A 25900-nucleotide genomic window follows, 5' to 3' on the forward strand; every position below is an offset into this window, starting at 1 on the left:
ATGAAGCCCCTGCTGAAGTAGGGGTTTTTGCTTTTGGTAAAAATAGGGTATAAAAGAAACAGGAGAAAATATTGTTGGAGGTGAATGTCTGATGGATACGATTATTTTGATCACAATTTTGATTGTGATTGTCGGCCTTGCCTTTGATTTCATAAATGGATTTCATGACATCGCCAATGCGGTAGCAACATGTATTTCAACTAGAGCATTAAAGCCGCGCGTCGCTATTTTGATGGCGGCAGTCATGAATTTTTTAGGAGCTATTTCATTTACAGGGGTTGCCGAGGGACTGACGAAAAACATAGTTGATCCATTTGTCTTACATAATGGTGAATTCGTTGTTTTATGCGGTTTGATTGCGGCGGTCATTTGGAATCTTTTGACTTGGTTTATCGGAATGCCAAGCAGCTCTTCTCATGCTTTGATTGGTGCTATTGCTGGTGCTGCTGTTGCATCTGCCGGTTTTTCAGCTTTAAACTATACAGGATTTATTACAATTATTGTAGCACTAATTATTTCACCGCTGATTGGTTTTAGCGTGGGTTATTTGATTTATTCTGCGTTTAAGTGGATTTTCCGCAACCGAAAACGGGTAAAAACAAACCGCCATTTTCGAATTGCACAAATTTTTACAGCAGCGATCCAAGCATATGCACATGGTACCAATGATGCACAAAAAACAATGGGCGTGATTACGCTTGCCCTGATTGCGAGTGGGCTTTTAAAAGAAACAGCTGGCGTACCATTTTGGGTGCAGCTTTCTTGTGCTGCTGCAATGGCGATTGGTTCATCAGTCGGCGGTTTTCGAATTATTAAAACGGTTGGCACAAAAATTATGCGGATTGAACCAGTTACAGGTGTAGCTGCAGACGTCAGCTCACTTTCTGTAATTATGACAGCAACCTTGACCCATTTGCCAGTCAGCACGACGCAAGTGATTGACAGCTCGATCATGGGGGTTGGAACTGCGAATCACAAGAAAGAAGTCAACTGGAGAACAGGGAAAAACATGCTTTTGACATGGATTATCACGCTTCCTATTGCTGCAGCCCTAGCCGCACTCGTTTATACAATTGCAGCCCTCATCTTTTTATAAAATGGGGGATTCCCTACCAAAATTGATTTTGCTTAAGGAGAGAAATTCATGCAGAAGGAAGAAAAAATTTCCGTTGCTCTTGTCGTCGTGCTTGGTTTGCTATCTGCCTTTGGACCTCTTTCGCTTGATATGTATCTGCCCGGATTGCCAGAGCTTGCAAAGGACATGTCAGTTGGAACCTCACTTGCTCAGCTTAGCTTGACGGCTTGCATGATCGGTCTCGCGCTCGGTCAGCTTGTTATCGGCGCGGTGAGCGATGCAGTTGGCAGAAGAAAACCGCTGATCATCGGAGTGACTGCCTACTTTATCGTGTCGCTGATCTGTGTGTTTCAAACGAATATCTATGCATTTTTAGTGCTACGTTTTATTCAAGGTTTTGCTGGCGGTGCTGGAAGTGTATTATCACGTGCCGTTGCGCGTGACCATTATGACGGCAAGATGCTAACACGTTTCTTTGGCTTTCTGATGCTGATTAACGGCCTCGGTCCTATCCTCGCTCCAATCATTGGCGGCGGCATGCTGCTTTTCACGAATTGGCGAGGAATCTTTATTTTGCTCACCATTATCGGTTTTTTGTTGCTTATCTTATCTTTTTTTTATGTGAAAGAATCTCTCCCTCTTTCGGCTAGACAAACAAACGGCTTGAAAGGGACATTTACCTCGTTTTTTGAGCTTTCAAAAAGTGCAGTTTTCATGCAATATGCGCTACCGCAAGGATTGCTTTCGGGAATGATGTTTGCTTACATCGCGGCCTCGCCATTTGTGCTCCAAGAAATTTATCAGCTGAGCCCGCAGCAATTCAGTATTTGTTTTGCAGTAAACGGGATCGGACTTGTGATCGCATCGCAGTTGGCAGGTTCGCTGAGTATACGGTATAATGAAAGTAGCCTGTATGAAATTGGAATCGGTATCGCATTTTTTGCGAGCCTGATACTCTTGATTGAACTTGTGAGTGGTGCTTCCGTTATCTGGATACTTGTTGCTCTATTCGTGGCTATCTCGAGTACCGGTCTTGTCAATACAGTTGGTACTTCGCTTGCAATGCAGAGTCAGGCCAGTCATGCTGGGAGTGCATCCGCACTAATTGGTCTTTTTTCATTTTTATTTGGCGGCATCGTGTCTCCGCTTGTTGGTCTCGGAAGTGGAACAACAGGAGCTCCGATGGGCATTGTGATGTTTGCTTGCAGTTTCTTGGCACTGCTTCTTTATATGATTTACCGAAAAGGACGGATGAGACATGAAAATTGAACATATGGCTTTATGGACGAAAGATTTAAACCGCATGAAAGAATTTTATGAACGTTACTTCAATGCTTCCGCTTCTGAGCGTTATGATAACAAGCAAAAAGGTTTTTCGTCGTATTTCTTAACCTTTGAATCGGGAAGCCGCTTGGAAATCATGACACGGACTGACATCACAACAAGTCCAGCAGGTGAGCATTTTGGCTACGCTCATCTAGCGTTTTCAGTTGGGAGCAAGGAACAAGTCGATCAGGTGACTGAAACCTTCCGAAAAGACGGTTTTGAGATCGCAGGTGAACCTCGTACAACAGGGGACGGTTATTATGAAAGTGTTGTTCGCGACAGCGATGGAAATTTAATTGAAATTACGATTTAAAGAAAGCAGAGGGTGAGAAATTTGGAATTTAAAGCAAATCCGATTATTGTTGAAAAGTATAATTTTGAGACATTGGTAGAACCAGAAGAAGGCATTGAAAACAACATTATGGTGCAGCTGAATGAAGTAGAACCGGCTGGGGAAGACAAGTCTGAACTAGAAGCAGGAAAAATTTACAAGGTAGATGTTCCGTTTTCGCTAGTTCTCGAACGCTTTAAAATAGACGGTCAAATCAGCCGCATTGTGCAGGTGTTAGATTTCTTCGGCGAGACTAACGAAATTGATCAAGCTACTGCGCAGGAAATGTCAAAACCACTCATCGATTACATCAAACGTCTTACTTATGAAGTTACTGAAATCGCTTTTGATCTGCCGGGGTATAAGCTGGATTTTGAAAGCAATTGAATGAAACAAAAAGCATCTCTATTTAGAGGTGCTTTCTTTTTTAGCAATCAAACCTTGAATCTTTCTGTGAATTTCGCTATGATAAAAGAAAAGCAGGAACGGAGGCTCTCACATGACTTCAGGAGAAGAACAAGAACCAAAGTTGTTTGATAAAGAGAAAGTCAAAGAAGTTTCAGAGAAAGTGGAAGAAAAAGCAGGTGAAGCAGCAGGCAAAGCAGGCGAAGTATTAGGTGATGCTGCAAAATTAGCCTTTTACGGTTCACTTGAAGCTGCTAAAGTAGTCGGAAAAACCGGTGGAGCATTTTTTTAAAGGTTTAAAACGCGGTTTCCAAAACGATAAAGAAGAAGAGTAAAAAGGATTTTTGGGTTTGAAACTGTATAGTTTCAAACCCTATTTTAAGTTAGAGAGGTTGTTGTTGGGTTGATAGCGTATTTTTCAAGTTTGAATCCAGTACTGCTTGCACTTTTGGCAGGGCTTTTCACATGGGGATGTACTGCACTTGGGGCAGCATTAGTATTTTTCTTTAAAGATTTAAATCAAAAAATGACGAATGTAATGCTTGGTTTTGCGGCAGGAGTTATGATTGCAGCAAGTTTCTGGTCACTTCTAAGCCCAGCAATTGAACGAAGTGAGGGAATGGGGATTTGGTCATTTGTCCCAGCATTGGTCGGTTTCACGCTCGGCGGTGTATTTTTGCGTTTAGTCGATCGTATTATCCCGCATCTGCATCTCGGTTTTCCTGAGAAAGAAAAAGAAGGTCCAAAGACAAAGCTTCATAAAAGTATTCTGCTCGTGCTTTCGATCACTATCCATAACATTCCAGAAGGAGCAGCCGTAGGGGTTGCGTTCGGAGCTGTGCTTGTCGGAGATACAGAAACCTTTGTGACAGCGGCAGTCCTCGCACTCGGTATCGGTATCCAAAACTTTCCGGAAGGAGCAGCGGTTTCCATTCCGCTGCGCGGCGAAGGTTTAAGTCGTGCCAAAAGTTTCTGGTATGGTCAGCTCTCTGCGATCGTTGAACCTATCTTTGCGGTGATCGGTGCTTTATTAGTTGTCTTTGTGACCCCCATTTTACCTTATGCACTTGCTTTTGCGGCAGGAGCAATGATTTTTGTTGTGATTGAAGAATTAATTCCTGAATCGCAAGTTGAAGGATCGACTGACCTAGCAACTGCAGCAACAATGGCAGGGTTTGCTGTCATGATGGTGCTTGATGTTGCGCTTGGATAAAAATTGTTTAGGAAAAGCAATACTTTTTTAGAGAAATATGCTATACTAGTTTGAAAGTGAAGTAATTCACAATGATAAGGATAGTTAATTTGGAGACTCCTCTCCGATTGCTATATGAAAACACGAAAAAGCTCCCACTTTTCGTGTTTTTTTAAGGGAGGAAAAAAATGACATTTAAAAAAACAGATAATCGAAAATATTATAACCCGGTCAGAAAAGCCGTTTTGACGCATTCCATGATTGATTCTGGTGAAAAAGTAGCAGTAGGAATGTCTGGTGGCAAGGACTCTAGTACCCTTTTTTATTTACTGGATATGATCAGCAAACAAGAACGACTTGGATACAGCTTTGAGATTGTACCGATCTTTCTCGATATGGGAATGGACATGGATATTGAACCGCTTATTCGTTTTACGAAAGAATTGGGATACGAACTTGAGATCGTACCTACAGACATTGCGACTGTTGTGTTTGATATTCGTCAGGAAAAAAATCCATGCTCATTATGTGCCAACATGCGGCGCGGTTATCTATACGGACATGCAAAGAAATTGGGATGTGAAAAAGTAGCGCTCGGGCATCATTTGGATGATGCTATTGAAACGTATTTGATGAATTTCTTGATTCACGGCCGAATGGAAAGTTTTGAGCCAATTAGTTTTTTGACGAGAACAGAAGTTTCGATCATTCGTCCGATGCTTTATTTAGAAGAAAAAGACATTATTTCATTTGCAAAACGTGAGAACTTGCCAGTTATACACAATCCTTGTCCAGTGGATAAAAAAACACGGCGTGAAGAAATGAAGAAATTAGTCACAACACTTGCGACTTCGTACCCAGATATCCGTCAAAAATTTCTTTCAGGAATGGAAACTGGAAAAGCAGCCCAATTTTGGACGGAAAATAAGTAATTTATCACTAGAAGTCTCAGCAAAAATCTGTATAATGGTACGAGAGGATAGGGAACTGTAATGATTAAAGAGGTGTTATAAGTTTTGAAGCGAAAAACGATTTTTTTGAGCCTTTCTGTACTTATGATTGTTGCTGTGGCAATTTTAGGTTACCTCACTTATCAACGGCATCAGATTGCGAAGGCACGAATTAGGGTGGAACAAGATGTGGAGCTCTATATGGATAAAAAAAATTGGGCGAAAACAATTTTCACAAAATCGAACAAGAGAATCGAGATAAAAAAATTACGGCATTTGTTCCAAAAATGAAAAACAAGTCAGAAAATCAATTAATTAAACAAGAAATGTTGGGTGCAGCCGAAAAGGAACACGATCAAAAAAAATGATTTAGTGTTCTATACATTCGATAAAGAAAAAGTGACGAATCAGGTATCCAGTTATAGTGTGAACAAAGAGAAATACGGCCTAAAAGGAAGTTCTTTTGAATTGGCGGATAAAAAGCTAGTAAAAAAAACAACTTGTAGATGAAGAAACCGGAAAAGTGCTTTCATTGCGTGATGTGTTAAATAGACAGCCGGATGCGCTACTTGAGTTGAAACGTAAAATGCAAGAAACGCTGATTGCAACTGGTAAAATTCCACTCGAGAAAATTGGAGCTTTGGGGGAAGCTTCATATCCAGAAAACTTAGATGAAACGGATATTGCGATCACAGACACAGAATTGAGCGTCCCAATTTCTATTCCAGGATTTGCTAAGATCAAACAAGTTGCCATTCCGCTTAGCTCATTTGCGGCTTATGTTGATCCGCATCATTTACCTGCTGGTATTGAACCGCCGGCACCGCACCAAATGGTTTCTGGTAAGAAGATCGCTTTGACGTTTGATGACGGCCCAAGTGCGAAAGTCACGCCACGTATTTTAGCAACTTTAAAAAAATACCAAGCAAAAGCTACATTTTTTGTTCTTGGTTCAGAGGTAGCTGAACATCCAGGACTTGTGAAAGCAGAACTTGATGCAGGGCATCAAGTGGCAAACCATTCATGGAGCCATCCACAGCTTACGAAATTGTCTGATCGCGATGTGGCAGAACAAATTTTGAAAACACAGATGGTTGTTTATCAGCAGACTGGTTACTTTCCTGAGCTCGTTCGCCCACCTTATGGAGCTGTTCACAAAAATACGGCACTTGCAATTGGCCTTCCGATTGCGCAGTGGAGTGAAGATACGGAAGACTGGAAGTACAAAAGCGGTCGCCATGTAACAAACAAAATAGTCAGTTCGGCGTATGATGGAGGAATGATTTTAATGCATGATATTCATCCGACGACAGCGGATGGACTTGATGCAGCACTTAAAAAGCTGAAAGAATTAGGCTATCAGTTTGTGACCGTCGATGAACTCTTGCAAGAAAAGCCAGAAATAGGACATCAATATTTTGATGCGACTGATGAAAGAGCTGTGAAATAGAAAAAAAAGCGGAAACCGTGAAGGTTTCCGCTTTTTTAGTGCGTTAAAATGTGCTTCATTTCCGTAAGAATAGTTTGCTGAAAAGCGTGATCAGCATGGGTTCCGTAAAGGTTGGTACTGAGCGTGAGTTCTTCTTTAAAAGTCGTAGCGGCGACTTGGAAGTAGGGCGCGAACTTAAGCGAACCGGAAATATAGATGTCAGCGGGGGCTACGCCGTCAAATTGGAGTCTAGCTGCATCAATAATACCCATATTAGTCAGGCTTACGGTTGGAATACTATAATACTTTTTCACAGCCGCATGATAAGCCTCAAAGGTTTCTGACCGATAAATTCGGTCCAAGTAGTCAAATACCCGAAGCGGCGCCAAGCTGTCTTTTTGCCCGCGAAATGATAAATGAGCCGCGGCTGTCGCCTGCTCCAAACTTTGCAGATCGTTTTTTTGAAAAGAGCACGTCAAGTTTGCCGTGAAATTCGCAATTCCACTTGGAAATTTAAGATACTTGCGGAGGTCGATCGGGCAGTCAATCTCAATCGCAGAATGTGGAAAATGCTTGGCAAGTACGCATCCAAATGCCGCGAACAGTCTGTCGTTAATCGTGGCACCTTGTTTTTTTTGTGTCCTCTTTCAGCGCAAGAAATTCAGCTCGATTTATTTTTACCCGCAAGATACGTGGATTCTCGGTATTGCCTGTTAACGGCAAGGGAAGATTTTGGTGCGGCTCTTGAAGCGGTGGTGCAGCTTTCCATCCGGATGTATCCATGTTTTCAAAAATGCGTCGCAAACTGCGCGAACCCGGTTTAAGCTGCGGCAAGTGAGCCTGATTCTGCTTGATGTTTGAGTACAGCTCAGCAAGCAAATACAAGAGCTCCTTAAAGCCCGCCCCGTCAGCAAGCATATGGTTCAGCACCACAGAGAGAAAATCCCCTTCATCTGCTCGAATAACCGTTAAGCGAATTTGCGGCCCATTCTCACCGTCAAGCATTTGCGTTAATGCCCGATTCAAACTTGCTTCGGGGTTTTTTGCGTGCTCCTCTAGAAAAACAAGATCTTCTGGTGCATAGGTGCTTTCTTGCCAGACAAACCCTGATTTGGATGCTTTTAAATAAGTGAAAAGTTCAGGTAAACGGCCACCAAGAAGTATCACCGCTTCTCTTAAACATTGAACGTCAATCTGAGTCTGAAAATGAAAAGCAGCATGTAAATGATGATCGTTTTTATGTTCTAAGGCGGAAATATAGTGCTTGATGTCAGAGCTTTCCGCGGGATAGGTTTTAATTTTTGGCATCTTTATTCCTCCTTTCCTGCTGTTTTCCCTTATCTTTTCACGCTAAACGGCTTTATTAAAATTACTTTGACAGACAGAGTAATTCATGATAAACTGATTTTGTTATTAACTCTATCTGATAGAGTAATGTGTGGCAGAGTAATTTAGGAGGTGGTCACGATCCGTAGCGACATTTTAAGAGGCCACGTAGATTCGATTATTTTAAGGATTCTTGCGGATGGAGATTCATACGGTTATGCGATTTCAAAAGAAATCAGCGATCGCACAAAGGAAAAGTTTCAAATTAAGGAAGCGACGCTTTATGCCGTATTTCAACGTCTTGAGAAAAAAGGTTTGATCAAAAGCTACTACGGGGATAGGAGCCATGGTGGAAAGCGGAAATATTATACGCTCACAACGCGCGGTAAGCTGTACTTAAATGAAATGATCGAAGAATGGCAGGAAATTAAAGAAGTAATCAACGTCTTTTTGGAGGAGAGGGAAAATTGAGAAGAATATATGAGTTTGTAGAAAAGTTATTTGATGATGTCCCGAATACAGAACGGGCATCGCAAGTGAAAGAAGAAATCTTGCAAGACATGGAAGAAAAAGTATACGATTTAATGCACGAAGGCAAAACACAGGAAGATGCGATTAACAAAGTTATCATCGAGTTTGGTGACTTTGATGAAATTAAAGAAGAATTAAAAATTGGCGGCAGTAAAAAATTGGCTTATGCAAAACTGAATCTCGGATTTTCACTTTGGGGGAGCGCACTTTTCATTGCACTTATCGTGTTTATCAATTTCTACTACACACCTAGTGTCATTTGGTTCGTCTATCCAACCTTTGCCATTTTATGGTGGCCGCTGTCGATGTTTTACTACTGGTATCGTAAGAAGGAGGAAGTAAAATAATGGACAAAAGCACAAGAAGCTTTTTATTTTTTAGTTGCGCTCTAACAATTGCTTTTTTAATCGCCTTAAATTTTCTAGTCTTTCCGGGCCAAAATTGGTCACTTTACAGTTCCCTTTTGCTCCTGCTCCCGCTCGTTTATTTCCTGATTGACGGCAGCAGACATTATAAAACATATTCCGTTATCGGAAGTTTAGTCGTATTTGCGGTGCTTTCGGCGGCAAATCTGATTGAATCGCCGGATTATCTATGGGTGCTTTTCGCTATTCCAGCGCTTGCCGCTTGGCCGCTTGTTATTATTATGGGGAAAAAAGCCGCTAAATTTTCTTACGCATTCTCGGGTGCTGTTTTGCTCATTTTGTGTTACGTTGTGCTGAACCTTATCTTTGAACCGCGTTTTCCTTTCAGCATCTTTACCACATTTACGATCATGTGGTGGCCGCTTTCTGTTGCACTAGCGAAATTTTCACGTGCTTTTTCACTTGTCGGAACGGCTTGGATGACGCTCTTCTTTATCATCGTAAATATCATTACAACGCCAGTTATTTGGTGGATCTACCCAGTTTTTGCTTTGCTTTTCTGGCCGCTATCCATGTTTCTTGCGCGCTATCCGCTTAGCTATGCCATTTTGTCTACACTAATCTTAAGTAGCTTTTTCATCATTGTTAATCTGATCACCTCAAGAGATACGATCTGGGCAGTCTATCCGATTTTCGGATTGCTTTGGTGGCCTCTGTCGATTTACTTCTTTGTTTATCGCAGAAAGCACGTCAAACGAAAGTATATTTAATGTTTGATTTTAAATTTTTTTCATGAGCTTCTCATAATTAGATGGTATAATAAAAGTTAGATTAATCGAAAGTGAGAAGGAAAATGCTTAGAAAAAAGAAAATTTGGATTGCACTCTGTTTCCTCTGTGCTGTTTTCATCATGGGACTCCTTTTAAAATCTTCTTCGCAGACTTATCATGAGCAGTCGCTCGTGCCGTTTATGGATAAGATTTTAGCAGGAAAACCGCTTGAAGGACTGTTATCGCATGTTTCCTTTGTGTATGCAAACGAAGAAGTCAGTATTGCGAATTTAGGCTATAGTAAATTTTTAGAGTTTTTTATCCGTAAAGGTGCACATTTCTTCACATATTTTGTGATGGGAGCTTCATTATTTGCAGGGGTTCGAGGCCTGTTCGGTAAAAACTGGTCTGCCTTTCTCGTTGCGCTTCCTGTACCGTTATTATTTGCAATCAGCGATGAAATTCATCAAAAATTTACTGGCGGAAGAACACCGCTTGTGCAAGATGTAGTGTTGGATTTTACAGGAGCTTGTATTGGAACTTTAGTTTGTTTCTGGCTGTTAAATGTTTTACGAAAACGAAGAATAGAGAAATTAGGCTAATATTGAATTAGAAAGGTCTGAAACCGGAAATAGCTGGTTCTTAGACTAAAAGGTTGGAACACTGTGTGTTTCAACCTTTTTTTGTTAGGTCAGCAAGTAGCGTGAATAGGGTGTAAGTCTAAATAGTCTTTAAATTTTAATCTAAAAAAGCAAAAAAGATGAAAATTCACAAAAATGTTCACAGACAATTAATGTATAACGTGATATATTTACTAATATAAAGTTCTATATGTGCTTTTTGTAAAAAAAATATACAAAAATTGACCATATTTCAGTGTAGTAATTAAATTTTCTAGTAATAGTAAACTGAATATAACACAAAAAATGATTTTTTATTGCTCATGGTCAATCTGTAGAGGGCACAAATTTTTAAAGCAGAATGAAAGGAGTGAGAAAGAGGGGAAAGGGAGGTCTGTATAAGATAGGGCTTTCAAAAGTTTTGAATTTTTTCAATTATCTAATTACTATTTGTCTAGTCTGGAGATTTTATTTAGATAAATTAAGATTTCTATCTAGAGCTTTAAACGAATGTGTCATGAATAGGCTGTTCTTTTAAAATAGCAATGGGAAACTCAAGCTAATACTTGGTTTGAGAGATTTTATGAAAAAATCGATTCAATTATTAGCAGCAAAAAGAATTTGTTTCACAGAAGGAGACCGATTCCAAGAGCCAAATATCAAAAGACAGATGAATGGAGTGTTACGTAATGAAGAAAATAGGAATTTTAGTTGTTATTTTATTTTTATTAGTTCCGCTTGGATTTTCAAATGTTCAAGCTGACACAATGGGAAACAACTCACGCACAATTAACAGTAGTATTTCAGTAAATCCAGATCCAATCCAAGGAAGAAATAATGTCACGGTCAGTGCAAATATCAGTGGAAGTGCAGGGGATTTCCAAGCATCGAATGGTGAAGCTGTAATCACGATCCCTAAAAAAACAGTAGCTGATTCTAATGAATTGAAGCCGAATAATGTCCTTGTCCCAAGTCCGTTTGTCTATGACCGAACAGAGCAAGATGAATTTGGGGATTATCAAATTATCGTGAAGCTAGATCCAAATGAAGTGGATGAGAACGAAGCGATTAATGCAACAATCACGATTGATTATTCAGCTCCGCTCTTTCAAGAAAGTAGCACAGAATCCTTCAAAATAGAATATGCAGGAACAAGTGACAAGAAAGACGTAGAAGTGATTGGCGAGGACAGTTCGCCAAATAAAATTTTCTACAAATGGTATCAATATTCTACCGATCCGTCAAGAGAGATCGGGTTGCTAGATATTAATGACCCAGCGAAAAATCGTTTTGTATTAGCAGTAAACTATTCGGAACTAAATTTGAAAAATGTAGTGGTAACGGATACTTTGCCGCCAGATACAGAGCTCACATATCCCAATACATTTCCAGGTGCAAGCGGTGATACATCTGTAGTTGACAATATTCGGATTTTAAAAGTGCAAGGATTTGATGATGAACATAAACCGACTGGCTTCACGTATGTTACAGATCAATATCAAGATAAGATTTCATATGATGCAGCGAAAAAAGAGATTCGGGTTGATTTTGGTGATATTTCAAGTGATGAAGCATACTTAGTCGAATACGCGCTTGAAGCTCAAAATCTTGATATGGGTAAACAAATCAATACAGCGAACTTAACAGCTGACGGCTATGACTTAACTAAAGAGTTTCCAGTTATGCCGCTTCTTACCTCAGATAGCAGTTTTTCACTCAAAAAAAGTGTTGATAAGTCAAAAATCAATATTGGCGAACATAATCTCGAATATACACTGGAATTCGGCGTTAAATCAGGTGCGAATATCCCAGCCGGAATTACAATCACAGATCCGCTTCCAGATAAGATGACAATTACAGAAATTACGCACATTGATGAAGATTATTTCGATTATACCGTTTCGGAAGATGGTAAACTACTTACTTTAGTGACTAAAAAAGAAATTACAAAAGATTCGGCTCAGAAGGTTTCCTTCAACGTTGATATTGAAGGTTCGATGCAAGTTGGCGATCAATTTACGAATGTCGGAATTCTCCACATCAGTGATATGGAACTAAATACAAACTCAGCAACTACAGTGGTTTATGATGGACGCGTTCAGATAATCAAAGTCGACGATACTACAGGAGAGCGTCTAGCAGGAGCAACTTTTGAGATTTTAGATGAATCTGGCACAGTGGTTTATGAAGGAACAACGAATGAAAAGGGAGAACTTCTTAGTACACCACTTGCAATAGGTAACTATCAAGTTGTTGAAACAAAAGCACCGGAAGGTTATGAACTTAGCAAAAAAGTGCATAACATTGAAGTTACAGGAAGCGAAACAGAGCCGATTGTTCTTTCGATTGATAATACACTCCAAACGGGCAGTGTAACATTGATTAAAACGGATCAAGCCGATTCTGATCTTTTGCTTCCAGGTGCAGAATTCAGTTTACTAGATGAAGATGGAAAAGTGCTTTACGAAAAATTGACAACAGATGAAAATGGTGAAATTTCTGTAGATCAATTGAAACCAGGGAAGTATTCATTCGTTGAAACAAAAGCTCCAGAAGGCTATCTGCTTGATGAAACACCGATTTCATTTGTCATTGAAAAAGGACAGAATGAAACATTGAAATTGGGCGTAACCAATCAAAAAGATGCCGGGGCTGTTGAGCTAACGAAAGTAGACAAGAAAGATCATACAAAACGTCTTGCAGATGCAGAATTTAAACTTGTCGATGAGGCAGGCAAGACGATTAAAGAAGACTTAACAACGGATTCGAATGGAATGCTAACGGTTAGTGACTTAGCTCCGGGTAAATATGCATTCATTGAAACAAAAGCGCCAAAAGGCTACGAATTAGATGAAACACCAATCAGTTTCAATATTCAAAGCGGAGAAGAAAAGGCCGTTCAAGTCACGGTTGAAAATGTAAAACAAACGAAAACTCCTGATGGTGACAAAGGAACTGGCGGTGGAAATTCCGGCGGCGGTTCATCGAACGGCAATTCTTCTGATTCAGATCACGGTTCTAAATTACCAAGTACTGGTGATGTAGCTGGATTCTTAGCTGTGATGCTTGGATTGTTATTGATTGTTGCAGCAAGCCGAAACTTAAAAAAGAAAACGAGATAAGGCACAAATAAGTTCAAAATAAGAAGTATGGCATGAAAAGGCAAATATGCTTCTAAAAATCATTAAGTTGATTTTTGGAAGCATATTTTTATAGCGAAATTTAAAAATAAATTGAATGGAGATCGGAGTGAATAATTTGGAAGAAAATTTGATCATCTATACGGAACTGGAACCGCTAATACGTCAGGCAGGAACAGGTGTTTTATATTTGGAGCCGTCCTCAAAAGTAATTTACCTTGTCAGTGAACCAATTTATGATGTCACATGTAGTATCATCGGATCTCGCGACAATAAGGCTGCAGAATCTTTGATTGTGGCTAACTTTGATGCTTCCGGTTCTGAAATTAGTCCTTATTTGATCAACTACGACTCATGTTCTGAAATTACGATTAAGCGAGTGAAGGTGGATCTAAACAAGCGAGGAAGAGGAGGGCTATTTTTTAAGTTTTCTAAGCGGGTTACGATTGAAGCGTGTAGTTTCACAGGATATGATCCAGAAATAGGTCATTACCGAACAGATAGCTCTGTTCTCTTTGCCAGCTGTCAAGATGTCGTGATCCATGATAACGTGTTTTTCAAAAATGGCGGATCAACAAATAACGATGAGGAACTTAATCGGTGTATCACGATTCATGATGATAATCCGAATGAACCGATTTCCAATTCCTATACGATTACGAAGAACACTTTTAAGGAAGTGAATCAAGGTGTCGTGATTCAAAGCCGAGCACTTGAAAAGTGTGTGATCTCTCGAAATGTATTTAATCAAGTGGTTGATAATGCGTTATACTTGCTGAACGTTAAAGCTGCTGAGATTTCACACAACCATTTCAGCGATTCAGCAGATGAAGGTATTGTCATTTCAGGATGGAAAACACATAAGAACACTACAACTGAGTTTTACGGAAAATTTCAAGTTGTAAATAACTATGCGCGAAATGTCGCAGTGAAGTTTCTAGCGATTAATGGCGATATGGCAGAATTATATTTTATCGGGAATACAGTTATTTCGCATCTTGGTTCAGCCAAAGAAAGACCGGCAGCAATAGCGTGGCGGCGCGACCGCGAACATAGCAAAGTGAAGGTTTTTATTGCAGAGCGCAATACTTTCAACTTGGATACAGCTCCGGCTAACTTTGATGTGTTTCCATTCGGGGATGTTGGGATGCTTGCTTTTCGGGATAATAAGATTATTTTACAGGAATTACAAAAGTATCAAAAATTATTCAGTTTAAATGGGATGGGAAACAAAAAAGACGGGGCAGATTACGTAGAATTTACGAATAACAGAATTAGACATCGACTTTGCGGAAAGCGATTTGACCCTGAATCACAATTTTTACGAGAGTCCTATCCGCTCCTTCCGATTCGTTATTTGATCATTAATCAAGCCGATTTTCCGGGAAGAATGCCGCTAGTCTACCCGTATTTGAACTGGACACCATTAGTAGGACAAATTTTCTAAGCGTAACATAAAACGAGCAGCTTCTTCGGGCTGAATCTTTTTCGCCGGAATAGAAGTTGCTCGTTCGTTTTTTATTCAGTTAAAGCCGTGATGGCGGGTTTGAGTTTTTCGATCACAAGCCCGCTTCCGCCGCGGCCTTTTACGTTTTCAATCATGCCGACAATTAGAAAATCAGGATGATCTGCGTCAAAAGCATAAACAAAGCCATTTTCGAGTCCATCTTCGCCTTGCTTCGCTTTCAGCTCTGCCGTTCCCGTTTTAGCCGCTAGATTTTTCCCGTTAACAATAAGTCCGTGTGCCGTTCCACCAGGGTCTGAGACGGCCTTTATCAGCGCTTGTTTGACGAGATCCGCCGATTCTTTCTTCACCACTTGTTTGGCTTCCTTCGTTTCTTTGCCCGGCAGGAGTTTCGGATAGACGACTTTGCCGCCGTTTGCTATTGCTGAGTAGGCGGCAGCCTGTTCAACGGGGCTCATTAAAAGCTCACCTTGCCCGTATGCCGTGTCGGCCAGTAAGACTTCATTGTCCAAGTTTTCATTGGAAATTTGTGCCGCTTTCATCTCAAATGGAAGATCATAATCCACACCGAAATTGAATTTTTTCAGTTCTTTTTCAAACCGAGTGCTACCAATCTCAAGCGCTTCTTGTGCAAAATAAATATTATCCGAGTAAACGAGTGCATCCGTCATGTTGACGCTCGCTTTATCGTGAACACGTGTGACAGAATAATTGCCCCATGAAGCGTCTTTTTGCCATTTTAAGCCTGCAATTTTGCGCACCTTATCAGGCTTTGTTACGCCCAGATCAAGCCCAATTGCGGCTGTGATCGTCTTGAAGGTAGAACCGGGTGCATAGCGTGCGGCGTAACGTGCCAAAAACGGCATCCGGGTATCGTCGCTGTATGTTTTGTAATCTGCCGCCGAGATTCCTGCTGCCATTTGATTGGCATTGTAGGACGGCGTGCTTGCGAGTGCAAGCAGCTCGCCGTTTTGCGGATTAATGACTGTCACCGCACCAGTTTCTTTACCAAGCCCTGCAAAAACATTTTGCTGCACATTCGCATCAATCGTTAGCTTGATCGACTCACCGTCTTTACGTGCTATTTTTTGCAGTGAAGTTTCTTGTTTGGTGCGGTCGTTCACAATTTTGATTTCACCGCCGTTTTCACCGCGTAAATCTTTGTCAAAATAACGCTCAAGACCGGTTTTCCCAATCAGATCGCCAACATTTAGGGCCGGATTTTTTTCGATATCTTCCGCGCTCACTTCGCCGACGTAACCGATTAAGTGGCTGGCACTTTCGTTAAGTGGATAAGTTCGCAAGACTTTTTGGGCATAGATCAGCCCCGTTAAATTCAGGCGGGAGCGTCAAGGATGGTTTTGAGCGGAACGAAACTGTCCGCTTTGACCCATTTTTGATCGAGTGCTGCATGAATTTCATCAAGCGAAACCCCCAATTTCTCAGAAATCGCTTTAAGTTCCTGATCTTTGGCGCTTCCGTCTGACAGTTGTTCTGGCACTATGCCTGCTTCTTCAAAATTTCCCATCGTCGCCAGTTTTTTACCGTTTCGGTCGAGGATATCGCCGCGTTTTGCCTCGTCTGTTGTGAGCCGGACTTTGTCATCTGCGACCATTCCCGGAAAGATTAGGCCAGGGTTCCAGTCCACTTTCCAGTTATCTTTGTCATTTGATATCGTTGCCGCGTATTTTTGTGTACGAAGCTTGCCAAGGCTCGTTCGCATCGAGAGCTCATAGCTGAGGTCATAGGTACGACTGTTTTTACCGGGTTTTACTTCGAGATTCTTGACGGAAATATCTTTAACGCCAATTCCACCATAAACGGTTTCATATTTATCGGCTACTTTTTCTGCTGTGAAATTATAGGATTTCAGTGATTTTACCGACATTGTCTCGGATAGTTTTTTATAATCTGCTTTTTTTAAATCTGTTGTAAAATCTTCTGCAATTTGCCGTGCTTTTTTATCAGCAGACTGGTTGCCCCAGATGAAAAAAAGTGCGATCGCAGCGATGAGTAACAAAATGATTGCAGCAATCGCGATTTGCCAGCTTCGTTGTTTGTAAAATGGTTGTTTCACGCCTTTTTCACCCTCCTAATTCGTTTGAAAGCTTTCGTTTCATCTGTGAAACTTTGCTTCTTGTTACTAATTAATATAGCAGAATCTAACAAAAAAAAGCGCGTTTTTGAATTTCTTTAACAATTCTTATAGGTTTATTGCTCTGATTTTTAAGGGTTTTAGTGTAAGATGGAGAGGATTAAAAATGGAAAATAAATAGAGTTGAGGTGGAATTTATGGCACGTCATGCCGAAAAGAAAAAAGTGAGGAAGGGGCGTGTTTTCGTAAGTATTTTACTGCTTTTGCTCGTCATTGCAGTTGTACTTGGCGGAATCGGCTTTTTTCAGTATCAAGCAAGTTTAAAAAAAGCGGAGAAAGCAAGTCAAATGAAAAGTTTTGAATTCAATGGGGCGAAACAAGATGGGAATTCAGTGAATATTCTCTTTATCGGAAGCGATTCGCGCGGTGCAGATCAAGGACGTTCCGACTCGTTGATGATTGCTCATTATAATAAGAAAACGAAACAACCAAAGCTTGTATCGCTGATGCGGGATACTTATGTGGACATTCCCGGTCACGGCAAAAATAAAATTAATGCGGCTTATTCTTACGGTGGACCGGATCTTGTCCGCAAAACCGTGAAAGAAAATTTTGGGATTGATTGCCAGTATTATGTGGTAACAAACTTTGAAAGTTTTGCCAAGATAATTGATACGCTTGCACCGAATGGTATTGAAATTGATGCGGAAAAAGATATGTCGGAAAATATTGATGTGGCGATTAAAGCCGGAAAGCAAAAAATGAATGGTCATACACTCTTGCAATATGCACGTTTCAGGCATGATGCGGAAGGCGATTTCGGACGAGTGCGCAGGCAACAGCAAGTTTTAACAGCCGTGAAGGAACAAGCAGTGACTGCCACGAGTGTGTTTAAATTTCCAAGTGTGCTCGGGACGGTGCAAGGTTATACATCGACCGATCTTCCAACATCGCTTGTTTTAAAAACGGGAATGGATTTCGTTTTGGGACGGACGGATGAACTGAAGACGCTCACGGTTCCGGTGAAAGATACGTGGGAAAATCAGCGAATCGCGGGAGCAGGAGCGGTTCTGCGGGTGGATATTTCTGCCAACCGAAAAGCTGTTGAAGCATTTTTGAAAGACTAGTTTACGAAAAAATGTCTTTGTGCCACGTTTGGCTAGCTGGAAATGGGGGGAAGAGCGATGAAAAGAAGCGTGAAAACGACGAACGATCATTTAGTTTTTGAAGCAGAAATCGAAGTGGCCGCAACGCCAGCAGCTTGTTGGAAGCTCCTCACGACAACGACTGGACTGAGAAGTTGGTTTGATGAACTTGAAGTCGGAGAACTTTCAGAAAATGGCTATTTGCTGTTTGTTTTTAAAGAAGCTGAAACGGTTCGAGAGATTAAATTGCCGATCTTGGAGTTTGATCCAGAAATAAAAATCGGGTTCGGTTGGGATCAAAATGAAGTCTTTTTCAAACTTGTGCCGCTTGATGCCAAACATACGCGCCTCTTATTTCGTGAGCGGATTCTTGTGCCAAGTGAGCACACGGCGCGCGATCTCTCGGGCTGGACGCTTTGTCTAGATGCCTATCAGAAAGCGGCGGAAGGCCGCGAATACGAATTTGATCAAGCCCGCTTTGCTGAACTCTTGGACGAATATAATACGGCTTTAAGTTAAATGCTGATGTGCATTCCAAGTTTTTTTTGGAATGCGCATTTTTTTGTGCTGTAGTTGATGAAACTATTTTCAATAAGTAATGAGATAGCGTAAGTTGAATGGGAACAGAATTCGCTCGATTTCTCATACAGCGGCTGTTATAATGATGTGGAAAGTGTATAAAAATCAACAATGCATAGAAAAAGTGTAATTTTTTAAGTCCTGATACTTGTGAATTTATCAAAAGGGAGATAGAAATGAATACATATTTGCTTGAAAAATTTGATGGCGGTAAGGTAGATGATTGAAGCTATCCTTGCTATCTTGGCTGTTACTGCTGTTTTTTATTTGATTATCAAAAATTACCAACCGGCGCTTGTTTTGCTTTCAGCTGGGCTTTTTCTGCTGATTGCCGCTTGGATTTTAGGAAAGCCGCTTCTTTCAGGGGGAGAATCGACTGGTTTTCTGTTTCTCGACATCTTTAAGCAAATTGAACTCCTATTTGTCGAACAGCTTAGTGTAGTTGGGATTACAATTATGACGCTGTTCGGCTTTGCTTCGTATATGAATACGCTTGGAGCAACAGATGTAGCTGTTTCGATTCTCACAAAGCCGCTTGGAAGGATTAAAGCAAAATACGTTCTTGTGCCGGTTGTATTTTTGATTGGAAACGTGTTATGCCTCTTTATTCCGAGTTCTTCCAGTTTAGCGGTCATTTTGATGGCGATTCTTTATCCCGTGCTGAAAAAAACGGGACTGAGCGCACTTACGGCCGGTGGAGTGATTGCGACAGTTGCAACGATTGCGCCAACGCCGCTTGGAGCCGACAATGTGATTGCTTCAAAAACACTTGGATACAGTTTATTTGATTATGTCTTTCTTCATCACGCACTGATTTCGGTTCCGACGATTTTTGTGATGGCGCTTGCGCATTACTTCTGGCAAAAATATATGGATAAGCGCCAAGGTGAGCGGGCGTTTCGAGATATTGAACAAAGTACGCTTGTGGAAGAATCAAAAGAACTCCCTCCCAAATTTTATGCGGTATTGCCACTTTTACCGCTGTTTTTCATTGTGGCGCTCGGCGTGTTTTTCCCGAGCATCAAGGTAGATGTGGTGATCTTGACGCTACTGTCATTCTTTATCGCAGTCCTCATCGAATTTGTACGCAAGCGAAAACTAAAGAACGTGTTTGATGAATCGTTTCAGTTTTTCAAAGGTATGGGACAAGGATTTACTCAAGTCGTGATCATCGTGATTAGCGGTGTGATTTTTGCGAAAGGGTTGCAAACGGTTGGGGTTGTTGAGATATTATCGCATTCGATCGAGAACCTTGACGGCGCGGGAACGGTTCTCATCCTCGTATTGAGCGGAGCGATTTTCTTATTCGGTATCGTAAGTGGTGGCGGAACACCGCTCTTTTATGCTACGATCAACTTGATTCCTGATTTAGCTGACAGTGCGCATGTGGACGGTATCCAGCTTGCCCTTCCGATGCAACTGATTGCGCACTTGACGCGGTCGATTTCTCCGGTTGCGGGTGTGATCATGATTGTTGCAAGTGTAATGAAGGTACCGCCGATTGAAATTGTGAAGCGGACGAGTGTTCCAATCTTAATAGGAATCGTGATGGTTGTGATTTTATCATTTATAGTTTTATAAGGGGCGAAAAAGATGAAGCAGATTTGTGTGGTTGGAAGTCTCAATCTGGATACAACGCTTGAATTTGAGGCGCTTCCAAATAAAGGGGAAACAAGAGCGGCAAAGGAACTTCGCTATTCTGCAGGAGGTAAAGGTTTTAATCAAGCTGTAACTGCAAAGCGGCTCGGAAGTGAAGTTGTTTTTATCGGAGCTGTTGGAAATGATGAACGCGGTCAAATGCTTCGAGCGATTTTGGAGGAGGAACAGATTGATCAGACAGAGGTTCAAACGGTTGAAGCGGAGACGGGGCAGGCGTATATTGCGGTTGATCGGTCGGGAAACAATCTGATTATGACGTATGGCGGTGCTAATAAGAGCGTAACGGAAGCTGTAATTGAACAAGCGGCTGCTAAGATCTGTGCAAGTGACGCGGTTATCGCACAATTTGAAATTCCGGAACCGGCCATCATCAAGAGTTTTGAGTTGGCGAAACAGCATGACAAGCTGACGATCCTGAATCCGGCACCAGGTAGGAAGTGTAGCATGGAATTGCTTCGCTTCACTGATTATTTAATTCCGAATGAAACTGAATTGGAATTTGCTTTAAATCGAAAGCTTGAATCACAGATGGAACGGATTGAAGCGGCTCGCGAGCTACTTCAATGGGTACGGAAAGCTGTCATTGTAACGCTCGGGGAAGCCGGTTCGCTGTTTGTGACGGCGGAAGCGGTTCACGAGATACCGGCTGTAAAAGCGGATGCTGTGGATACAACTGCGGCGGGCGATAGTTTCATCGGGACATTTGCGCATTATGTGCTTCGGCAGGGAGAAGAGGATGCGATCAAACGGGCTTCTCTGGTTGCGGCACTCGTTGTAGCAAAACAAGGTGCCCATACATCAATTCCAAGCAGTCATGAGCTTAACAGGCTAAAATAGGCTTAAATAACTGGATGAGGTTAAGGAGATAAGCGGTAAACTGAAGCATACGTACCCGTTTTTTTATAGGTAGATTTGATTCGCTTTTTATGCCGAATTTACGTTCGATGGAATTCAGGATAAGGTAAAATATGTATTGAATCAGAAAAATGAATCCATTGCGTCATTCCTGTTTGACGTATTGAAATGGGCAGTATAGAGAAACTGGATCAGTGATAAAACTGGTCTGGTTTTTTGTTATCACTAATGTTTTACATTGAAATCCAGTATAATAGACAAGGTATTCTTCAAAAAGAGGGGGCAGCTAGATGAAAAAATGGAATTGGATGGGAATAATCAGCATCTTTGTGCTGATCACTTTGCTTGGTTCGATCGTTTATTCGGCATATAACTTAGTCACGACACCGGCTGGCGCAGTGCTTTCTGCAAATGAAAAAACGAAAGGCGATTACTCGCTTATGCTACTGCAATGTATGTTAGGAGTCGTTGTCTTATTTTTGCCTTCACTTCTCAGTAAGCGAATGCGTTTTGTGATTCCAGATATTATGTATGTTTTCTTTATCATATTCTTATATTGCGCGATTTACTTAGGGGAAGTTCGCAGTTTTTATTACTTGATTCCAAATTGGGATACTGTACTTCATATGTTCAGCGGAGCGATGCTTGGTTGCCTTGGATTTTCGGTCGTCAATTTGTTAAATAAAAATGAGAAGGTGACGATGAGTTTGAGTCCATTTTTTGTCGCTCTTTTCGCGCTTTTGTTTTGCGGTTTTTCTTGGAGTGCTTTGGGAATTTTATGAGTATACGGGGGATGCCTTATTTGGCATGAATATGCAAAAGACGATGCTTGAAAATGGAACGCCGCTTGTCGGGCATGAAGCGGTTTCTGATACGATGAGCGATTTATTTGTCGATTTTTTCGGGGCACTAATCGTCTCGGTCATCGGTTATATTTCACTGCGTTATAAAAAAGGTTGGCTGAACAAATTTGAGTTCAAACGCATCACTTCAAAAAAGAAAAAGGTTTAAATTTCGCAAAAAGGGAAATCAAACGTTAAAAGAGAAAAATAAACACGCGAAAGGGTGAGGGAGTTGAAACAAATTTGTTTACAGTCAAGACCAGTCGGGTTACCGAATGCAGAAACATTTGAAATCAAAGACGTTAAACTAGGGGGGCTTCACTCAGGAGAGCTACATGTAAAATTGGTTTTCTTATCCGTTGATCCGTATTTACGCGGCAGAATGAATGACACAAAATCGTATATTCCGCCATTTCGGTTAGGATCGCCGATTACAAGTTCGGCTGTTTGCAAAGTGATTCGTTCGGAAGCACGGGATTTTGCGCCGGGGGATATGGTTCTCGCACAGGTTCCATGGCAAGAAGAAGTGATTGTTGACAGCAAGAAAGTGCAGAAAGTAGATACGACGATTGCTTCAGCGCCGGCGTATCTAGGAGTTGTTGGAATGACAGGCTTGACGGCTTATTTCGGGCTACTTGAGATTGGCAAACCCCGTAAAGGCGAGACGGTAGTTGTCAGTGCAGCTGCCGGTGCAGTAGGATCAGCTGTTGGACAAATCGCTCAAATTAAAGGGGCTTATGTCGTTGGAATTGCCGGTACTGATGAGAAGGTCAACTATTTGGTCAAAGAACTCGGCTTTAATGCCGCGCTTAATTATAATGATCCTGATTTTCCTAAGAAATTGAAAAAAGCATGTTCAAAAGGTGTCGATATTTATTTTGAAAATGTCGGTGGAACAATTAGCGATGCCGTGTGGCCGCTATTAAACAAAAATGCCCGTATCCCAGTATGCGGAGCTATTTCAAGTTATAATATCAAACCGGAAGAAGATATGGGACCGCGTGTACAAACTTATCTGATCAAATCAAGCGCGATGATGCAGGGGTTCACGGTTGGAAACTTCCAGGATGAGTTTCCGGAAGGGACGAGGCAACTTGTGAAGTGGCTCGATGAAGGCAAGCTGACGCATAAGGAAACCATTGTAGAAGGCTTTGATGAAATCATTCCGGCATTTTTATCGTTGTTTGACGGGAAAAATATTGGGAAGATTGTTGTAAAACTTGATTGATCAAAAGAGCCGGTGAACCGGCTCTTTTTATGCAGAAAGTATGACAAATTTCACAAAAAATAGTATGATAATAAATGTTTCATCAGGAACAAAAAATTTGTAGCTAAAGAGAGAGGAGGATTTGAGATGAAAAAATTCATGCAGGAATTTAAGGAATTTGCGCTCAAGGGGAATGTCATTGACCTCGCAATCGGGGTTGTAATCGGGGCGGCATTCGGAAAAATCGTTTCCTCACTCGTCGATAACATCATCATGCCGCTTGTAGGAATCATTTTAGGTGGACACGATTTTTCGAAGCTGTCTATTGAAGTTGGAAGTGCGACGCTGAAATATGGTGCTTTTATTCAATCGGTTGTGGACTTTGTCATTATTGCTTTAGCACTGTTTGTCTTTATCAAAGTGCTGTTAAGCCTCGCAAAGCGCAGAAAAGAAGAAGAGCAGGAAGAAGTACCGCAAGTATCTCCATCAGAAGAATATCTTAAGGAAATTCGTGATTTGCTCCAAGAGAAAAAAGAAGTTTAATTTACATAGAAGAATTTCAATTTGAAGGCTTTTTATGAAAAAACGTTTTAAAAAGAAAAACCCGCTCATCTGAAAGTCAACACGTTCAGATGAGCGGGTTTTTGAGAAGTGTAAATTTGGGTTACTCTCATGTATTAAAACACAAAATAACATAAACATTTGCCTGAATATATTTATCAGTATAAGAAATACAATGGATACTTTGTGGAAACCAAAAATGAAATTAGATGAGCAGGAAAATATGCACTATGAGTTATTTCGTAATTCCTATCATTTCCATTTCTCCAGTTTCTACATTCACTCTATATCTTCTTCCCGAAAAATCTGTTACAAATAGTCTTTCTTTTTCCGTCTACATGCATAAGAACTATTGGAGAACACACAAATTCAGGATTCTCTACTGGCGCAATATTTTTGATTTGCCAAAGTATCTCTCCATCCTCCTTAATAGCATATACATTGCATTCTTCATCAACAGTGTTTATCGGCGAATTAAGAACTATCGCAAGTCTAACAAAGATATATTTATTATTTTTCTTAATTTCCTCGATATCATTTGGAAATACAAGCGTTTTCCCTGAAACTTCCAACTTATTTTTCATTACATTTTTCCACTCCAATCCGCAATTTTCCCCAATTCTTTAAATTCTCCGATTCTTTGCTGTTTCATATCAAATTGAATTCCTCTTCCAGCACTGCCAAACAATGAGTTTGCTTCTCCAACTCTAATCTTGCTTCCTTTTGGAAGACTAACTTCTCCAATATACACTGGTAATTGAGGCAAAGCAAACTTATCTTGTATCTGCTTTGCTGTTAAACCTTTAACATCATCAGCACGCATAACCCAACCACCATATAAACTACTGTCAACGCCATCATATACTCTAACAAATTTAGATTCTTTCAAAAGCTCTATTTCTTGAACTACAGTTTTATACGTATACGGGGGCTCTGAGTAACCTTGTTTTCTCCACCAATTATTCACACTTTCAGCAGATTCATATTTATTAATCTTTACATTACTTCTAATATTGCCTAATTGATTATCCAAAAAGTTAAAACCTCTAAGATCATCACTCAAGTTTCCAACTTGTTTCTTCCCGTCAAGATTCACATCAAACTTCTGCAAAGTATTTTGCAGGGTTCCTTCCTTCACCGGAACAGCCCCAACACCTGGCGCCGCGAGTTGTTCACGCGGTGGAAGGTTCAAGCTATCACCTAGATGGTTCAGTTGTTTCTTAACCACTGTTGTGCCTGTATGTACCTGTTCTTTTAAAGCCGCTTTCAGTCCTCTTATTCGCGTAAGCGCCATTTTATTCGCTTGCACGACAAGATCGTTCATATTTTTGATCGGCGGGCGCATTAGCTGTTCCAGCACCGAACCCGTTGGAAGTCCCTTGATTCCGGTAGAAAAAGCCTTCACTGCTGGAAGCATATCCGCAACGGATAATGCCCCTCTCATCGCCCGTTCGGAAGTCTCAAGCTCTCTGCCACTTATCCAGTCTTTTCCAGAAATTGCTGTCCCAAGCTCCAAACTACCATACACCGCCCCGATTGCCAGTCCGGCAGGTGGACAAAAAATTGCCACTCCAACAATGCCCACTGTCACGATGACATTCACCCAAAACTCTTCCTTCTGCTGTTCGTCCTTGATCGACATATAGGCAAACGCTCGCGTGTTCAGCATCGCCGCCCGAAAATCATTCTCTGAAACCGTCTCATCCGGATTCAACTTTTTCCATTCCTGAAACTGGTTTTTCAACTGATCCGCATAGATATTACTCCCGCTAAACAAATCATCCATCGTGACTTCAGTTTTCGTTACTTCCCGTTGTTCTTGCGTATAGCTATTCACAAAAACCGTTTCCGTTTTCGTTGCTCCAATCCGATTCGTGGTCGTAAACTTGGACGCATCCAGATTCCGCATTCCCTCTACAAACTGATCCAAATCTTCAAAGAACGGTCGATCAATTTTCGTATGAATGAGTTCATCCACTTTTCCTGAAAACTGGTGCAAGACTTCAAAATCTTCAAACACGGATTGAAGCTC

The 25900-nt window shown here is 41.1% G+C and carries 24 protein-coding genes and 2 pseudogenes; 21 read left to right on the forward strand and 5 right to left on the reverse strand.

The window, feature by feature from the left end; translation table 11 throughout:
• Positions 1-91: 91 nt before the first annotated feature.
• The 8 genes from MFLO_RS04075 (at position 92) to MFLO_RS04115 (ending at position 6729) form a co-directional block, all read left to right on the forward strand.
• Positions 92-1096 (forward strand): inorganic phosphate transporter, encoded by a 1005-nt coding sequence (locus MFLO_RS04075; RefSeq protein ID WP_036096561.1) that lies wholly within the window; start codon positions 92-94, stop codon positions 1094-1096.
• 48 nt (positions 1097-1144) lie between these two features.
• Positions 1145-2344: a multidrug effflux MFS transporter gene (locus MFLO_RS04080; protein WP_036096563.1), complete on the forward strand. Its 1200-nt coding sequence runs from the start codon at positions 1145-1147 to the stop codon at positions 2342-2344.
• Positions 2334-2714, forward strand: a complete 381-nt coding sequence (locus MFLO_RS04085; RefSeq protein WP_036096564.1) for a VOC family protein — start codon at positions 2334-2336, stop codon at positions 2712-2714. The genes MFLO_RS04080 and MFLO_RS04085 overlap by 11 nt, the downstream gene beginning before the upstream one ends.
• A 21-nt stretch (positions 2715-2735) precedes the next feature.
• Entirely contained in the window at positions 2736-3119 is a 384-nt protein-coding gene (locus tag MFLO_RS04090; protein ID WP_036096566.1) for a DUF1149 family protein, read from the forward strand.
• 112 nt (positions 3120-3231) lie between these two features.
• Positions 3232-3429, forward strand: coding sequence for a hypothetical protein (locus MFLO_RS04095; RefSeq protein WP_241433535.1), 198 nt, complete (start codon positions 3232-3234; stop codon positions 3427-3429).
• A 111-nt stretch (positions 3430-3540) separates the two neighbouring features.
• Positions 3541-4350, forward strand: coding sequence for a ZIP family metal transporter (locus tag MFLO_RS04100; protein WP_036096568.1), 810 nt, complete (start codon positions 3541-3543; stop codon positions 4348-4350).
• 167 nt (positions 4351-4517) lie between these two features.
• Complete coding sequence (locus MFLO_RS04105; RefSeq protein WP_036096570.1) at positions 4518-5261, forward strand: tRNA lysidine(34) synthetase; 744 nt, start codon at positions 4518-4520, stop codon at positions 5259-5261.
• Between the two features lie 541 nt (positions 5262-5802).
• Positions 5803-6729, forward strand: a complete 927-nt coding sequence (locus MFLO_RS04115; RefSeq protein WP_051993507.1) for a polysaccharide deacetylase family protein — start codon at positions 5803-5805, stop codon at positions 6727-6729.
• Between the two features lie 35 nt (positions 6730-6764).
• Here the strand turns inward: MFLO_RS04115 and MFLO_RS14555 are convergent, their stop codons facing one another.
• Complete coding sequence (locus tag MFLO_RS14555) at positions 6765-7151, reverse strand: hypothetical protein (protein WP_149022964.1); 387 nt, start codon at positions 7149-7151, stop codon at positions 6765-6767.
• Between the two features lie 169 nt (positions 7152-7320).
• A complete protein-coding gene (locus MFLO_RS14560) occupies positions 7321-8016 on the reverse strand; it encodes a condensation domain-containing protein (protein WP_051993509.1) in 696 nt (231 codons plus the stop codon).
• 159 nt (positions 8017-8175) lie between these two features.
• Here MFLO_RS14560 and MFLO_RS04125 point away from each other — a divergent pair, with 159 nt between their 5' ends.
• From MFLO_RS04125 to MFLO_RS04150, 6 genes are all read left to right on the forward strand, one after another.
• Positions 8176-8505, forward strand: a complete 330-nt coding sequence (locus MFLO_RS04125) for a PadR family transcriptional regulator (RefSeq protein WP_036096607.1) — start codon at positions 8176-8178, stop codon at positions 8503-8505.
• Positions 8502-8912 (forward strand): permease prefix domain 1-containing protein, encoded by a 411-nt coding sequence (locus MFLO_RS04130; protein ID WP_036096574.1) that lies wholly within the window; start codon positions 8502-8504, stop codon positions 8910-8912. The genes MFLO_RS04125 and MFLO_RS04130 overlap by 4 nt, the downstream gene beginning before the upstream one ends.
• Positions 8912-9700, forward strand: a complete 789-nt coding sequence (locus tag MFLO_RS04135; RefSeq protein ID WP_036096575.1) for a hypothetical protein — start codon at positions 8912-8914, stop codon at positions 9698-9700. Before MFLO_RS04130 ends, MFLO_RS04135 begins: the two co-directional genes overlap by 1 nt.
• Before the next feature lie 83 nt (positions 9701-9783).
• Positions 9784-10302 (forward strand): VanZ family protein, encoded by a 519-nt coding sequence (locus tag MFLO_RS04140; protein ID WP_036096577.1) that lies wholly within the window; start codon positions 9784-9786, stop codon positions 10300-10302.
• Positions 10303-11009: 707 nt separating this feature from the next.
• Positions 11010-13442, forward strand: a complete 2433-nt coding sequence (locus tag MFLO_RS04145; protein ID WP_162148135.1) for an MSCRAMM family protein — start codon at positions 11010-11012, stop codon at positions 13440-13442.
• A gap of 136 nt (positions 13443-13578) precedes the next feature.
• On the forward strand, positions 13579-14907 hold the full coding sequence (locus MFLO_RS04150; protein WP_206538308.1) for a right-handed parallel beta-helix repeat-containing protein: 1329 nt from the start codon (positions 13579-13581) through the stop codon (positions 14905-14907).
• Positions 14908-14978: 71 nt separating this feature from the next.
• Here MFLO_RS04150 and pbp4 read toward each other — a convergent pair.
• A pseudogene (gene pbp4, locus MFLO_RS04155) lies at positions 14979-17002 on the reverse strand (penicillin-binding protein PBP4(5)).
• Positions 17003-17217: 215 nt separating this feature from the next.
• Here pbp4 and MFLO_RS04160 point away from each other — a divergent pair.
• The 7 genes and pseudogenes from MFLO_RS04160 (at position 17218) to mscL (ending at position 23850) form a co-directional block, all read left to right on the forward strand.
• Positions 17218-18147, forward strand: a complete 930-nt coding sequence (locus tag MFLO_RS04160) for an LCP family protein (protein ID WP_036096580.1) — start codon at positions 17218-17220, stop codon at positions 18145-18147.
• Positions 18148-18204: 57 nt separating this feature from the next.
• Positions 18205-18684 carry an SRPBCC family protein gene (locus tag MFLO_RS04165; protein ID WP_036096582.1) on the forward strand — a complete coding sequence of 160 codons (480 nt, stop codon included), beginning with the start codon at positions 18205-18207 and terminating at the stop codon, positions 18682-18684.
• A 279-nt stretch (positions 18685-18963) separates the two neighbouring features.
• The gene (gene dcuC, locus MFLO_RS04170) at positions 18964-20325 is read left to right on the forward strand and encodes a C4-dicarboxylate transporter DcuC (RefSeq protein ID WP_036096583.1); all 1362 of its coding nucleotides are present in this window, start codon (positions 18964-18966) and stop codon (positions 20323-20325) included.
• Between the two features lie 12 nt (positions 20326-20337).
• Positions 20338-21240, forward strand: coding sequence for a ribokinase (rbsK, locus tag MFLO_RS04175; protein WP_036096585.1), 903 nt, complete (start codon positions 20338-20340; stop codon positions 21238-21240).
• A gap of 308 nt (positions 21241-21548) precedes the next feature.
• A pseudogene (locus MFLO_RS04180) lies at positions 21549-22269 on the forward strand (DUF2238 domain-containing protein).
• Between the two features lie 63 nt (positions 22270-22332).
• Positions 22333-23328: an NADP-dependent oxidoreductase gene (locus tag MFLO_RS04185; protein ID WP_036096586.1), complete on the forward strand. Its 996-nt coding sequence runs from the start codon at positions 22333-22335 to the stop codon at positions 23326-23328.
• 126 nt (positions 23329-23454) lie between these two features.
• Complete coding sequence (gene mscL / locus MFLO_RS04190) at positions 23455-23850, forward strand: large conductance mechanosensitive channel protein MscL (protein ID WP_036096588.1); 396 nt, start codon at positions 23455-23457, stop codon at positions 23848-23850.
• A gap of 302 nt (positions 23851-24152) precedes the next feature.
• Here the strand turns inward: mscL and MFLO_RS04195 are convergent, their stop codons facing one another.
• Positions 24153-24452: a DUF7957 family protein gene (locus MFLO_RS04195; RefSeq protein WP_051993510.1), complete on the reverse strand. Its 300-nt coding sequence runs from the start codon at positions 24450-24452 to the stop codon at positions 24153-24155.
• The coding region (locus MFLO_RS15670; protein ID WP_162148136.1) for a hypothetical protein at positions 24452-25900 on the reverse strand (1449 nt) is incomplete at its 5' end. The genes MFLO_RS15670 and MFLO_RS04195, both read right to left, overlap by 1 nt.

It is taken from the genome of Listeria floridensis FSL S10-1187 (genome assembly GCF_000525875.1).
GTDB classification, from domain to species: Bacteria; Bacillota; Bacilli; order Lactobacillales; family Listeriaceae; genus Listeria; species Listeria floridensis.